This window comes from Orenia marismortui DSM 5156 (assembly GCF_000379025.1).
In the GTDB taxonomy this organism is placed as follows: domain Bacteria; phylum Bacillota; class Halanaerobiia; order Halobacteroidales; family Halobacteroidaceae; genus Orenia; species Orenia marismortui.
On record NZ_KB900623.1, the window covers coordinates 439,802 to 453,699 of the forward strand.

13 protein-coding genes are annotated in these 13,898 nt (G+C 29.6%); 10 read left to right on the top strand and 3 right to left on the bottom strand.

The annotated features are described in order from the left end of the window. Positions 1-4: 4 nt before the first annotated feature. From OREMA_RS0115790 to OREMA_RS0115810, 5 genes are all read left to right on the top strand, one after another. Complete coding sequence (locus OREMA_RS0115790) at positions 5-463, top strand: CBS domain-containing protein (protein WP_018250217.1); 459 nt, start codon at positions 5-7, stop codon at positions 461-463. Beyond that, positions 460-1,740 (top strand): cation:proton antiporter, encoded by a 1,281-nt coding sequence (locus tag OREMA_RS0115795; protein WP_018250218.1) that lies wholly within the window; start codon positions 460-462, stop codon positions 1,738-1,740. Before OREMA_RS0115790 ends, OREMA_RS0115795 begins: the two co-directional genes overlap by 4 nt. 66 nt (positions 1,741-1,806) lie before the next feature. After that, complete coding sequence (locus tag OREMA_RS0115800) at positions 1,807-3,117, top strand: cation:proton antiporter (RefSeq protein ID WP_018250219.1); 1,311 nt, start codon at positions 1,807-1,809, stop codon at positions 3,115-3,117. A 355-nt stretch (positions 3,118-3,472) separates the two neighbouring features. Next, the gene (locus OREMA_RS0115805; protein WP_018250220.1) at positions 3,473-4,222 is read left to right on the top strand and encodes an alpha/beta hydrolase; all 750 of its coding nucleotides are present in this window, start codon (positions 3,473-3,475) and stop codon (positions 4,220-4,222) included. A gap of 60 nt (positions 4,223-4,282) precedes the next feature. Next, on the top strand, positions 4,283-4,729 hold the full coding sequence (locus OREMA_RS0115810) for a NusG domain II-containing protein (protein ID WP_018250221.1): 447 nt from the start codon (positions 4,283-4,285) through the stop codon (positions 4,727-4,729). A gap of 1,070 nt (positions 4,730-5,799) precedes the next feature. Here the strand turns inward: OREMA_RS0115810 and OREMA_RS0115820 are convergent. The 3 genes from OREMA_RS0115820 to OREMA_RS0115830 all read right to left on the bottom strand — a co-directional run bounded on the left by OREMA_RS0115820 (position 5,800) and on the right by OREMA_RS0115830 (position 8,050). Further along, positions 5,800-6,849 carry an IS30 family transposase gene (locus OREMA_RS0115820; protein WP_018250223.1) on the bottom strand — a complete coding sequence of 350 codons (1,050 nt, stop codon included), beginning with the start codon at positions 6,847-6,849 and terminating at the stop codon, positions 5,800-5,802. An 83-nt stretch (positions 6,850-6,932) separates the two neighbouring features. Further along, positions 6,933-7,745 carry an IS3 family transposase gene (locus OREMA_RS0115825; RefSeq protein ID WP_157280096.1) on the bottom strand — a complete coding sequence of 271 codons (813 nt, stop codon included), beginning with the start codon at positions 7,743-7,745 and terminating at the stop codon, positions 6,933-6,935. Between the two features lie 8 nt (positions 7,746-7,753). Beyond that, positions 7,754-8,050: a helix-turn-helix domain-containing protein gene (locus OREMA_RS0115830; protein WP_018250225.1), complete on the bottom strand. Its 297-nt coding sequence runs from the start codon at positions 8,048-8,050 to the stop codon at positions 7,754-7,756. 258 nt (positions 8,051-8,308) lie between these two features. Here OREMA_RS0115830 and OREMA_RS0115835 point away from each other — a divergent pair, with 258 nt between their 5' ends. From OREMA_RS0115835 to OREMA_RS0115855, 5 genes are all read left to right on the top strand, one after another. After that, a complete protein-coding gene (locus OREMA_RS0115835; RefSeq protein ID WP_018250226.1) occupies positions 8,309-8,764 on the top strand; it encodes a PTS sugar transporter subunit IIA in 456 nt (151 codons plus the stop codon). Positions 8,765-9,266: 502 nt separating this feature from the next. After that, positions 9,267-9,587, top strand: coding sequence for a hypothetical protein (locus OREMA_RS0115840; RefSeq protein ID WP_018250227.1), 321 nt, complete (start codon positions 9,267-9,269; stop codon positions 9,585-9,587). Positions 9,588-9,602: 15 nt separating this feature from the next. Continuing rightward, a complete protein-coding gene (locus OREMA_RS0115845) occupies positions 9,603-10,703 on the top strand; it encodes a M48 family metallopeptidase (RefSeq protein ID WP_018250228.1) in 1,101 nt (366 codons plus the stop codon). A gap of 337 nt (positions 10,704-11,040) precedes the next feature. Then, entirely contained in the window at positions 11,041-12,417 is a 1,377-nt protein-coding gene (locus OREMA_RS0115850; RefSeq protein WP_018250229.1) for a M16 family metallopeptidase, read from the top strand. 6 nt (positions 12,418-12,423) lie between these two features. Further along, positions 12,424-13,887 carry a M16 family metallopeptidase gene (locus OREMA_RS0115855; RefSeq protein ID WP_018250230.1) on the top strand — a complete coding sequence of 488 codons (1,464 nt, stop codon included), beginning with the start codon at positions 12,424-12,426 and terminating at the stop codon, positions 13,885-13,887. Positions 13,888-13,898 lie beyond the last annotated feature (11 nt).

Here is a 13,898-nt window from a genome sequence, read left to right on the forward strand (position 1 = left end):
ATAGATGAGTATCGTTAGAAAGTATATGATGAGAACTCTTAATTCGGTCTGTGAAGAGGACAGAATTGAAGATGTTATTAAAGCAATGTATAAAGTAGAGATGTCTGTATTGCCAGTTGTTGATTCTGAGAATCGTTTTATGGGAACTATTTATAGTAAGAATATTTTAAAGAATATTATTCCAGAACAATATGGAATTTTAGAAAGCCATCGTCTATTATATGAAGTCAATCAAGCCGCTGAAAATTTAGAAGAAATTAAAGATAGAAAAGTAGAAGAGTATATGTCAACCAATACTGCTGCAGTTAGAGAATTAGATAAGATGGACAATATAGCTGATATTATGCTAGATAATAAAGAATCATACCTCTATGTTGTAAATGATGATAATAAATTAAGAGGTTATATTTCCAGGGCAGACTTACTTTATTATCTATTAGAGGTAGGGGAAAAACAGATATGAGTTTAGATGCGGTAAGTAATTTTCATCAGTTGCAGCAGTGGTTATTGATTAATCAAGTAAGTAATAAGTTATTATATATAATAGGGATATTTATAGTTTTTGCTCTATTTATTGTTCTCTTTACTAAGAAATTCAAGATGCCAATTGTCGTAGGATATGTTTTTATAGGTATATTATTTAGTGTAAGTATTGTCAAACACTTACCCTTCTTATCAGAGGAAGTCAAGGAATGGTATGCCTTTTCTATTGAAAGCTTTGATTATGTTGCTGATTTAGCATTAGCCTTTGTTGCTTTCACTATAGGAAGTGAATTGTCAATAAAGGTGCTAAAAAATCTAGGTAAGAAGATCACTTTTATTGTACTATTAGAGTCTTTTGGAGCAGCAATATTAGTTACTTTATCAATGCTAGCAATTGGACAGCCTTTTTATATAGCTCTAATCTTAGGAGCTATTGCTTCAGCAACAGCTCCTGCAGCCCCGGTAATGGTGCTAAAAGAGTATAATGCTGAAGGAACTTTAACATCAACATTATTAGCAGTAGTGGGTATTGATGATGCAGTTGCCCTTACTATTTTTAGTTTTGCAGAGCCTATTTCATTAATTCAAGCATCTGGTTCGGGAGAATTATCTGTTATGACTGCTTTTGTTGAACCGTTAGTAGAAGTAATAGGTGCAATTGTTTGCGGAATTGTAATAGGGTATATATCTGTTAAAGCTATAGTTAAGTTTGAAGATAAGACTAAGAAAGTATTGACATTGGTGGCAACTGTTTTGGGTGCATCAGCGACTGCAGTATTTTTAAATTTTTCTCCATTAATAACTAATATGGCTGTAGGTTTTGCTTATAGAAACTTTGCTACTAAGAATCCTGGAATTGCTGAAGATATGGAGACTTTAACGATACCTTTATATGCTATGTTCTTTATGTTAGCTGGTACTAAGATTAGAATTACTGCTATAACTTCTGTTGCTTTTCTAATAACAGCCTTAGTTTATACAACTGCTAGAATTATTGGTAAGGTTACAGGGGCATCTATAGGTGCTTCACTTGCCCAGGCAGAACCAAAAGTTAAGAAATATATTGGTTTGGGATTATTATCTCAAATTGGGGCAGCTATCGCTTTAGCTTATACAGTACAAAGGGATTTCATTGATATTCCTAGTGTAGGTTTATTAGTGTTTAATATTCTATTATTTACAACTGCTATTACTGAAGTTATAGGTCCTTTGGCAACTAAGTATGCTATTACTAAAGCAGGAGAAATTAATGATTAATATAAATTATGAGATTGAATAGAGAGTTATAATTATAACTCTCTATTCCTTTATAGAGGTGAAAAAATGGATTTAGAATTAATCGAACGATTACAGATAATGAGAGAATGGTTTTTAGTTCATCAAGCTAGTGATAAAGCTATTTATATAACAGGATTTTTAATATTTATGTCCTTATTAGTAGTAATATTGGCTAAAAAATATAGAGTTCCTATTGTAGTGGGATATGTATTTTTAGGAATTGGATTAAGCATTAATGTGATCGAATGGTTACCTTTTCTGTCAGCTGAACAAAAAGAGTGGTATGCATTTACTATAGAGGGATTTGATTATATTGCTAATTTTGCTTTAGCTTTTATTGCTTTTACTATAGGTAGTGAATTATCATTAAAAATACTAAAAAGTTTAGGGAAGAAAATTGTATATATAGCTATTTTAGAGGCCTTTGGTGCTTTTGTGATAGTAACTTTAGCAATTTTAGCTATAGGTAAGCCTTTATATTTAGCTTTAGTATTGGGCGCAATTGCTTCAGCAACTGCTCCTGCAGCTACAGTTATGGTCTTAAAAGAATATAATGCTGAAGGGCTATTAACCTCTATGATCTTAGCTATTGTTGGAATAGATGATGCTATTGCCTTAATAATATTTAGTTTAGTTGAGCCAATTGCTCTAAGTTTATATTTAGGGCAAGGAGGACTATCTTTGAGTCATGCTGTATTAGCACCAGTAATAGAGATAGTTGGTTCAGTACTTATTGGTATTTTAATCGGTTATTTATCACAGAAATTTATGAGTTCTATTGAGGATAAGACTAAAAAGATTTTGAATCTAGTAACTACTATAGTAGGAGGTTCAGCAATTGCAATTCTATTTCATTTATCGCCATTAATAACTAATATGGCTATTGGTTTTGCTTATCGAAATTTTGCTCGAAAGAATTTAGGAATTGCTGAGTATATGGAGACTTTAACAGTTCCATTATATGCTTTCTTCTTTATCTTAGCTGGTACAGAAATCAGATTAGATAGTATAGCATCTGTTAGCTTCTTAACTTTGGCATTTGTCTATACTTTAGCTCGTGTAATTGGAAAGGTAGGTGGAGCTTCATTAGGTGCTTACTTATCTAATGCTCCAGAGAAGATTAAGAAATATGTCGGTCTTGGTCTGCTGCCTCAAAGTGGAGTAGCAATTGCCTTGGCTTATACAGTTCAAAAGCATTTTGTATCACCAACAGGGGGTTTTAATGTAGGATTATTGGTATTTAATACTTTATTATTTACAGCTGCTCTAACTGAAGTCTTTGGCCCATTGGCAACCAAATATGCTATTACAAAGGCAGGAGAGATTGGAGAAGGTCATAAGATTAGAGACAATTAATAAAAATATTTATGATAATATAGTCAAATTAGAAAAGAGGCTTCTTAGAAGCCTCTTTTCTAATTTATTTAAAGGTAATTAATAATTTGATGAAGAAGAGCTTATTAGATAGAAATTGAGACACTTCAGTAACTAGTGACAAGTGACGAGTAAGGTAAATAACTTAACATGTCACCTATTACTAGTCACTCGTTACTGTCACTTTATAACAAGGTTATCATTATTTGGTAGTCTGGATATATTTATAATCTGCTAAATATTTTATTAATATTAATAAATTTATGTTAAGATTATCTTTTTGATTATATGATATAATAAAATTAAGCTTCTTTTTATAAATTAGGGAGGGGTATTTATGGGTGATGTGGATGTGAAGGAATATGCTCAACCATTCTTTTTTAAAGGCAATGATGAAGCTTGTTTATTAATTCATGGTTTTACTGGTTCAGCAGGTCATATGAGATATTTAGGTGAGTTCTTAAACCAAGAAGGGGGCTATACTATTAGTGCTCCTTTACTTCCTGGTCATGGCACTTCTGTTGAAGATATGGAGAAGAGGGATTGGCAGGAGTGGCTTGACTATGTAAAGAAAGAGTATAAACAATTGGAGGAAGAATATAATAAGGTTTACGTTATGGGTTTATCTATGGGGGGAGTTATTTCTTTGATTTTAGCAGAGGAATATAATGTAGAGAAGGTTATTCCAATTGCTGCTCCAATCAAAATATATAGTAAATTAGCTTATTTAACACCTGTCTTAAAGCATTTTAAGCGTTTTAAGGGAAGTAAAGTAGAGATTCTTCAAAGTGATCAAGATGATTATGATGTATATTATGGTGCAACGCCTATTGCAACTGTTCCTAGTTTGTTAAAGCTGATGAAAATAGCAAAGAAAAATTTAACCAAGATAACTGTCCCAACATTGATTATTCAGTCTAAAAATGATAGAACAGTCAAGCCAATTAGTGCTGAAATTATTTATAAGAATATTTCAAGTCAAGAGAAGGATATATTATGGTTAGATAATGCAGGTCATGTATGTACCATAAGTGATGAAAAAGAAATTATTCATCAGCAGGTATTATCTTTTTTATCAAATGACTAAAGTTTTTTCACGAGTTTTGTCAAAGTAAATAGTTAAACTTATATAGATAGGTGGTTTATTATGATTAAAGAATTAAATTTAGGGCAGTTAAAAGAAATTACAACTAGAGCAGATAAGATATTAATTTTATCTATTTTATTACTTAGCATTTTGATGATTTTTTTAACACCGAAGATAATAGCTGATAGCGGTACTAACAAGCAAATAGTAATAATTCTTGATGATCAAGAGTTATATCGCTATAGGTTAGAAAAAGATAATCGACTTAAAAAGATAAAATTTGATTTTAACTTTGAAGGGGAAACCTATCAAGGGATGCTTAGGATCAAGGATGGAAAGGTAAAACTTGATCGCTTAAGTCAAGACATATCACCATTACCTATTCATTCAAATATGGGATGGATTAGTGAGTCTTATCAGGTGATAGTCTGTTTGCCTATTAAATTATCGGTAACTATTGAAAGTAATTCTAAAAAAGAAGAAGAGATAGATATTATGAGTTTCTAAGAAGTCATGGCTGAATATTCAGCCATGACTTTTTTATTAGTATTTATTGATAATTACTGATCTATTTCATTAGAAAAAAATTTATTAAAAAATTGATTTTATTATCTATAGCTGTAATAATTATTTCTTTACTATAATATATATATTAAAAAAGGAGTTTCTATAGGTTAAAATATAATTGTTACTCAAATAATAATCTATTAAATGCTAAAAGCCATTGTCGCACCTGACAATGGCTTTTATTTTAATCCTCTGGCATAGGAGGTGATAAGTATGATTAATTTGAGTAAGATTGTATTAAAGTATCTTTTGATAGCTGTACTAAAGTTGATTTATTTTATTCTATCATTATTCTTTGAATAATAATAAAAATTAATTTTGATCAGGTTTGGCGGAACCTGATCTCTTTTTTTTATAAATAATTTTATGGTTATAGTATTAAACAGCTAACTTTTTATAGTAATTGGATAAAATGCTTGAGAAATTATTAGTCATACTAGTTATATTATATGTATAGTTGTAAAATAAATTCTTAATTTCTATAGAAATTAAGAATTTATTTTTGGTTTTATTATAAAAAAATACTAGTTATAGTTTTGATTTACTGTTGTGTACTATGGAATTTTTATCTGATACCTAAGCGACTCTAACACTGGTTCTTCAATTTTAATTACGAAATGTTGAACTAGTATGAAAGCCCATTCTTTGGGTCATACTTTAGTAAGTCCATCGAAGCTTCCTAACTCCCAGAGGCCTTTTTTAGGTTGGTCTTGGTGCTAAGTTTCAATAGGAGATAACTACTATCTCCTATTTTATAAGCAATGTTGATCGTGGTACTACCGAATCGACTTGGCATAAGCTCACTTTGAAACGAAGAAGTCACTTTATGCTGGGGATTATTTTTTACTACAATTCTTTAATTTTAATAAGGCTTATAATATCTAAAGGTATTATTTTGATAGTTGAGGCTGATTTTAAAGAATACATATTTTTATCTGATTAAGTTCAAAATAATTTTCTTAAATTGCAATAATAAATTGAACATTTTCAAACTGTAATAATTTGGTTATTTAGTCATAAAGAATTTGTTTTAATTTATCTTCAAATATTTCATCAGGGGTTAGGTAATCTAAGATTTTTCTTGGTAAAGTATTGCACCAGTTTTGGACTCTAGCAATAGATTCAATAGAGAATTGGTTTAGACTATTACCTTTAGGGATAAAGCGTCTTATAAGACCATTATGACGCTTATTAGTTCCTCTTTCCCATGATGAATATGGATGTGCAAAGTATACTTTAGTATCACTAATTTGCTCTAAAAATGACATTTGAGCAAACTCAGAGCCATTATCACAAGTGAAGCTTTTAAATACTTTTGGAAAACAATCTCCTGCTTCATTAACGAGCTTTAAAATAGCATCTTGAACTGCTTGAGCAGTCTTGGCAGGTATTTTACGAATAATTTCTTTACGAGTCATACGTTCTGTCATAGTAAGTAAAACTGATTCATTTTTAGTCTTTTTGCCTATCATAGTGTCAATTTCCCAGTGACCAAACTCACTACGATTATTAATACTTTCAGGGCGTTGATCTATACTTATACCAAGCTTCTTTTTATTATTTTTAGTACGATTTGTTTTTGAAGAGCGTTTAAGCTTTAAGGGTAAATCAATGTTTTTGATTGTCAATAATCCAGCGTTAACATAGTTATACAGCGTCTTAGTAGACACCATTTCTGACTTTGAAAATTTATTATGAAGTTTTGCTGCACCACATATAGCATCAAGAGAATGTCCTTTTTGGTAGAATTGTTCCACAACATAGTCAATAAAGTATTCACATTGTAAAAGCTTAAACTTAGGACCACAATTTTTGCGATTAGATTCATAAACTCTTTGACCAGTGTCAGGATAATAAGCCATAACCTTTTTATTAGCTTTAATTTGAGAAACTGTACCACGTTTTAGCTCGTTTCTAATCGTATTAGAAGCTCTACCTAAACGTTTTGCAATAGCATTTGGATTCATTCCTTCGGAATGTAATAATGCAATTTGACCACGTTCATAAGCATTTAAGTGTTTATTTTTTCGGGATTTTGGTGTATCATTTAAGTAAGTCATAGTGTGCACCCTCCTGTAATTGGTTACTTTGTGGTGATTTAATTATATTACAGTTTGGTGCCCTATGGCTATTTTTATTTTGTTCAATTTGATTTTACAATGAAGCACCGTTTGTAATTATAAAAATAGATATAATCTGATATAGAATCTATAACTTCCGATTCAGTTTTAAAGTCATTTATATACATCAATTCACACTTTAGATGGCTAAAGAAACTCTCCATAGCTGCATTATCTAAACAGTTTCCTTTTCTGGACATACTTAACTTTATATCACATTTACTCAGTTCACTATTATAATATTTTGATGTATATTGGTGTCCTTGGTCGCTATGCAATATAGTTTGACTTAGTTTTCTTTTATTAATAGCATCATTTACAGTATTCATAACTAATTCAATATCGTTATTTGAAGTTATTTGATAAGAAACAATTTCATTATTAAATAAATCAAGGATAGTGGATAAATATAATGTTTTATTATTAAATTTTAAATAGGTTATATCTGTGACCCATTTTTGATTTGGTTTTTCAGCCTTAAAATTTCTATTTAAAATATTAGGACTTTCAATTATATCTTTTTTATTACCAAAATATTTTTTCTTTTTTCTAATTTTTGATTTTAAACCTAATACTTTCATGAATCTATAAACCCTTTTATGATTAATGTTTATTTTAAAATCATTTTTAAATACAGTTGTAATTCTTCTATATCCATATCTACCATTATAATCTTTATAAATCTTTTTAATTATTTCTTTAATTTTGTTATCTTCCAAATCCTTAGTGGTAATAGTCTTTTGCCTTTTAATCCATTTATAATACCCTGATCTAGAAACACCTGAAATATTACATAATATTTTAACAGTATATTTATGACTGAGTTCACTAATTATTTGGAACTTTAGAGCTTTGGGATATCCCTACTCTCGATATCTAATAACTTCTTTAAATAATCATTTTCTGCTTTCAGTCTTAAAATTTCTTCTTCTGATGAGTCTTTCTTAGATTGATTTTTTCTTGTTCTCCTCTTATTCTCTAACCCTTTTTCACCATTTAATCTATAATTTTTAACCCAATTTCTAATAGTAGAAGTAGATCCTATATCAAACCTTTTTTTAATTGTTCTATAACCCATTTTTCCTTCTAAATATATCTTAACAACTTTTAATTTAAAGTCTTTAGTATAATTTTTAGCCATATAAATCCCCCCTATTAATTAGATTATACAGGGCGTTTTTTATTATGTCTACTTAATAGGGGGCACTTCATAAATCCTGTGGTTTTAATTTTAGATTAAGAGTAGATTAGAGCTTATTAATCAACAGAGATTTCATTAACATATAAACCCATCTAAATAAAAATATACAATAATAGCAGGAATATGGTCTTTCATCTAGAAGAATTCATACAATAAAGCTTCTCAATAAATTTAGAAAAGAGAGAAAGGAAGATTAAGATGAAACTTAGTAATCTGTTGACTTTAAACTTAATTAAAGTTGGGCTAGAAGGGGATAATAAAGAGAAGGTTTTGGAAGAGATGGTTGATTTGTTTGAAAAGGATGGTAGAATTTCTTCTAAAGAAGAGTTTTATCATAAGATATTGGAAAGAGAAGCAGCAGGAACAACTGGAATGGGGAGAGGAGTGGCGATTCCTCATGGTAAAAGTGAGGTTGTTAAAGAGTTATCTTTTGCTATGGGAATCTCTAAAAAAGGAGTAGATTTTGATAGTCGTGATAATAGACCTGTTCAAATTTTCTTTATGATTGCTGATTTTGTAGGACGATCTTCAGGTTATTTAGATTTATTATCTCAAATATCTACTCTGATTAGAAAAGAAGAATTTAGAAAAGAGATATTAAAAGTGGAGAATAAAGATGAAGTAATAGATGTAATTAAAAAGTATGAGCAATAATAAATTTTTCTAATTTGGTAGATTCTATAGCATAGACTTATAATAAGTCTATGCTATATTTTTTATTTAGGAAACTATGCTTTTTTAGAGATTGTAGATAACTTTTTTATTCTGTTTTTGATTATTAGAGAAAAAATTATTGTTTGAACGAAGCAAATATTGAATAAGAATTTAGAGTTAAATCAAATTTTGGATTATAGAAGACTGGACGATAGCCCAATTTGCTCTAGCGACAAGAAGAGTTACAAAAAACAGATGATAAGTCGATTCCCTTTTTTATCCAAGCAGGAAAATCTGTTTTAAAATTGAAGATATATAGTATGGATTAATATATGTATATAGATGTCAAAGCTTAGAATTAAATTTATCGTTATAGATAGTTTCGGAGTTAGGCGTTAGGAAGTGGGAGATAGGAAGACCTTACTAACCTCTATCACCTAAAAGTATCGAACTATACTTATTAAATTTTATTCTGATTAATACAGTTAAGGAGATGGGTAAGATGAATAGAAAATTTGTATTTTTTACTTTACTTTTAATTATTCTATTATTAGTAACTGCTTGTGAAGGAATAGGTAATTTGAAGGTTACTATATATGATTCTGAGCAAAATTTAGCTAATGATGTTTATGTAGGTCTTTATACTAAGGATTTAAAGCATCGAATTAACTTTGCCTATACTTTGCACGGTGTTGTAGCTTTTGATGAGTTGCCTAGTGGTTTTTATTCTATGAAAATATATTCCAATGGTGTAGAGAAGATTATTACTGTCCAAATAAAAGCTAATGATACTAATTCTGTGAAAGTTAATCTGGCAGAATAAGAAAGGAGTAAAGCTATGAAAAGGTTAAGAAAGAGTTTATTTATTCTACCTATACTATGTTTGTTCTTATTATTAATTAATTTTTCTGTATATGCAGTTTCAGACATAGAGAAAGAAATAGCAAAACAGAATGTAGAAAAATATAAAGAAAAGTTTGGCTTAGCTGAATTAAGCACTAAGGAAGAAAAAAGGATTAATAATATTTTTGATAGATTAACAGTTAAGGCTCACCCTGATGCTATAGATTTGAACTTTAAATTATATGTCATTGATGCCCCTGTCTTAAATGCTGCCTATATGGGTGATGGGCATATGATGGTATTTAAAGGGTTATTAGATCAAGTGGAAAATGATAATCAATTAGCAGCTATTATAGCCCATGAGATTGGGCATGGAGTTAATGATGATATTCAGGATAGTATCAATATTATTCAGGGGATTCAGTTAGGTGGAGCATTAGTAGACTTAATAACTAAAGATAGTGAGAATCGAGATAGCAGTAATCTAATTGCTAATATTAGTATGATCTTATTAAAGAAGGGTTTTGACAGAGGTCAAGAAAAAGAAGCCGATTATTATTCAGTATTCTTAACTAAGAAGGCTGGATATGACCCACATGGTACAATAGGGGTTATGAAATTATTGAAAAGAAAATCTGGTGGTAGTAGTGATTCAGAGTTGGCTGAGTTATTTTCTGATCACCCTAATTTAGATAATCGGATTGAGTACTTAACAGCTTTGGTAACTGAAGTTGAAAATGCTGAAAAACTATACTATTCACCAGTAGCTACTGCTAGTAGGTTAGCCCAAGGAATATTATCATCTAATAATAGTTTGATTTATTCTACCTATACAGAGAGTATACAAGAAGCTATTAGTTTAGAAAGATTCAGTACTAATTATCAAATTAATAAAGTAATAGATAAGGTTAAATTATTAAAAACAGATTCTAACTTAAGCTATGATATGAAGTTAAGAAATCAAGTGGATGGTACTGCTAGAGTTGCGATTAATTATTTAAGTGGTGTTGAAATAATCTCTTTAGCAATTGATCTAATGAAAACAGAATATGGATGGAGAGTTGTTAGAGAACCGAGGCTTTATGAGAGCAGATAAGTAGCAATGTATTTAAGCTACTTATCGATCACGAAAAGTCCGAAGGACTTGTAGGGAAGAAATTAAAAGGCAGATAAGTAGCAATGTATTTAAGCTACTTATCGATCACGAAAAGTCCGAAGGACTTGTAGGGAAGAAATTAAAAGGCAGATAAGTAGCAATGTATTTAAGCTACTTATCGATCACGAAAAGTCCGAAGGACTTGTAGGGAAGAAATTAAAAAGCAGATAAGTAGCAATGTATTTAAGCTACTTATCGATCACGAAAAGTCCGAAGGACTTGTAGGGTTAGCCCTTAGATAAAAATATATAATTAATTTTATAAAGGAAGTGATTTTATGAGAAAGACATTAAGAATACTATTAATTTCTTTATTATTATTTAATCTGTTTATTGGTGTAGCTTTAGCCCAAAAGACAGATTTAAGTGAAGAATTTTTCATACCAAAATTAGATTATTCACATTTTAAATTGGATAATGGTTTAAAGGTTTATGTTTTTGAAGACCATAAAGCCCCATTAGCTAAATTTTCAATTTGGTATAAAGTTGGTTCTATCGATGAGCCCGAAGGAATTACAGGTATTTCCCATCTTTTAGAGCATACTATGTTTTTGGGAACAGAGGCCTTAGGGAAAGATCAAGTACATAAATTAGTTAAGTCTGTAGGTGGAGTTAATAATGCTTCTACATATTATGATTACACCATGTATTACGAAGAAATTCCTTCAACAAAGTTAGAATTAGCTATGGCAATTGAGTCAGATAGAATGGAAAATTTAAAAATAGATAAAGAAGAGTTTAGCCGAGAGAAAGAGGTAGTAAAACAAGAACGACGAATGAGAGTTGAAAATAATATTTTTAGCTCTGCCATGGAAGAGATTCAAGCCAAAGCATTTCCAAACTCTTCTCTACATCATCAGGTAATAGGATGGATGAATGATCTTAACAATATAACAGTAGATGATATGAGAGAACATTATACTAAATACTATGCTCCTAATAATGCAATAATGGTAGTAACTGGCGATGTTGATCCTAAAAAAGTTCATCAACTTGCTAAAAAATACTATGGAGACTATAAAGCACAAGAAATTAAAAGATTAAAGAATATAGAAGTTAAGCAAAATCAAGAAAGAGTAATCAAATTAGAAAAAAGAACCAAAGTACCTATTATAGCAATGATGTATAAAATTCCTAGTGGAGACCATCCAGATATGCCAGCTATAAAAGCATTACTTGATATTTTAATTAATAATTCTTCTTCTAGAGTTAAAACTGAGCTACAAAAAAATAAAAGAATGATTTTAGAATCTGGTGGATTTACTATAGATTTACGCATACCTGGATATGCTTTGTTATATACTGTTCCCTTATCAGAAAATTTTATAGATCAGGTACAAGAAGAATTTGATAAAGAGTTAGAAAAAATAATTGATAATGGTGTTAGCTATAAAGAATTAGAAATAGTCAAGAAAGATTCGTTAAAAGATATTATTTTTAGGCAGAAAGATATCTCATCTGCTGCTGAATTAGTAGCTACTAGTTTGATACGTTATGATAATCCTAAACTATATCAACAGAATATAAAAAGATTAAAGAACTTAACTGTTGAAGATATTCAGAAGGTTGCCAAGAAATATTTTATAAAGAGTAATAGAACAATAGGATATATCTTACCTCAAAAAAATAAGAAAAATAAGGGAGTAGGGGAGTGATAGTAAGTGAAGAAAATAATATTGAGTAGTATTTTGTTATTAGTTATTTTTCAGTTTATATTTTTACAAACATCTTATGCTAAAGTGGATTTTGATCAAGAACTTTTTAAAAGTTTAGCTCAGAACAAAAATAAGGTTCCTAAGATAAAAATCCCCAACTATAAGCGGGTAGAATTAGAGAATGGAATGGTTGTGTATCTGATAGAAGATCACAAATTACCGATAATTGAGATAAATGCTTACATAAAAGGTGGAAGAAGCCAAGAAAATAGAGAGTTTGCTGGTATATCAGAATTTATGTTAGAAATGATGAATACAGGTACTAAGAATTTTAATGAACAGGAATTTTCTAATTTTAAAGAGGTTAATGGAATTGACTTTAATTTTGGAACTAACAATGATTATCTTAGTGTGAGTGCCAATAGTTTAAGTGTGGATAAAGAGGAGCTTATTTTCTTATTAGCAGAGGTATTAAAAACTCCTAAGTTTGATAGAAGTTATTTTAAGAGGATTAAGCAAGAGACTTATCGGGCTTTAACTCAAGCTAAGATGCAAGAAGATGCATTACTTGATATGTATTATTATAAAGAAATTTATAATAATCATCCCTATTCTTTTACATATAATGTTGATTTAAGGTTAAAGGCTCTAAACAATATTAGCCCAAAATCTTTAGAGAAATTTTATAATTCTAATATTGCTCCTAACAACACAATTTTGGGTATTGTTGGTGATATAGATGTTGATAAGATGGAAGAAATATTAAAGCTGTATTTTAATTCTTGGCAGAAGAAAGATATAAAGATTAAAGAAGTACAAGTCAAAAGTAATAGTGATAATTATGGAGAGGTTATATTAGTAAATAAGTCTGATGCTACACAAGCTAAAATAAAGATGGGTTATAACTTCTTTAACAATGATTTTAAAGATAAAGTTCCTTTTACTATTGCTAATCGTGTTTATGGAGGGGGAGATTTTTCAAGTAGGTTGATGAAAAACCTTCGTGTTGATAAAGGTTATGTTTATGGTATATATGCCCATGATAGTTATAGTCAATTGGGGGGAGATTACTATATAACTACAGAAGTAAAGGCAGATAAAGTTTATCAAACAATGCAAGAGATAAAAAAAGAGATGCTAGCTATTAAGGAAGGGAAGAGAAAGATAAAGAAAGGAGAGCTATTTGAAATTGTAAATCTCTATAATGCTTTTTACCCTAAAGCCTATAGTTCCAAAATAAAGGTGATAAATCAACTTATGTATAATGTTGAAATTATGAATCGAGAAGTAGATTATATAAATGATTTTATAGAAGAATATAATAGTCTTAGTCAGAAAGAGGTGCAGAAAGTATTTTCTAAATATAGCTATCCAAATAAATTTATAACTGTAATAGTAGGAAGAAAAGAAGAGATACTACCAATTTTCAAAGAGAAAGATATTGATATAAAGGTTATAGAGAGTAATTAAATAAAAATAGG

Excerpts from the sequence above, each read along its gene's own strand:
- OREMA_RS0115845 (WP_018250228.1), top strand. The coding sequence starts at position 9,603 with ATGAAAAGGTTAAGAAAGAGTTTATTTATTCTACCTATACTATGTTTG.
- OREMA_RS0115795 (WP_018250218.1), top strand. The coding sequence starts at position 460 with ATGAGTTTAGATGCGGTAAGTAATTTTCATCAGTTGCAGCAGTGGTTA.
- OREMA_RS0115835 (WP_018250226.1), top strand. The coding sequence starts at position 8,309 with ATGAAACTTAGTAATCTGTTGACTTTAAACTTAATTAAAGTTGGGCTA.
- OREMA_RS0115805 (WP_018250220.1), top strand. The coding sequence starts at position 3,473 with ATGGGTGATGTGGATGTGAAGGAATATGCTCAACCATTCTTTTTTAAA.
- OREMA_RS0115840 (WP_018250227.1), top strand. The coding sequence starts at position 9,267 with ATGAATAGAAAATTTGTATTTTTTACTTTACTTTTAATTATTCTATTA.
- OREMA_RS0115830 (WP_018250225.1), bottom strand. The coding sequence starts at position 8,050 with ATGGCTAAAAATTATACTAAAGACTTTAAATTAAAAGTTGTTAAGATA.
- OREMA_RS0115800 (WP_018250219.1), top strand. The coding sequence starts at position 1,807 with ATGGATTTAGAATTAATCGAACGATTACAGATAATGAGAGAATGGTTT.
- OREMA_RS0115850 (WP_018250229.1), top strand. The coding sequence starts at position 11,041 with ATGAGAAAGACATTAAGAATACTATTAATTTCTTTATTATTATTTAAT.
- OREMA_RS0115790 (WP_018250217.1), top strand. The coding sequence starts at position 5 with ATGAGTATCGTTAGAAAGTATATGATGAGAACTCTTAATTCGGTCTGT.
- OREMA_RS0115820 (WP_018250223.1), bottom strand. The coding sequence starts at position 6,849 with ATGACTTACTTAAATGATACACCAAAATCCCGAAAAAATAAACACTTA.
- OREMA_RS0115810 (WP_018250221.1), top strand. The coding sequence starts at position 4,283 with ATGATTAAAGAATTAAATTTAGGGCAGTTAAAAGAAATTACAACTAGA.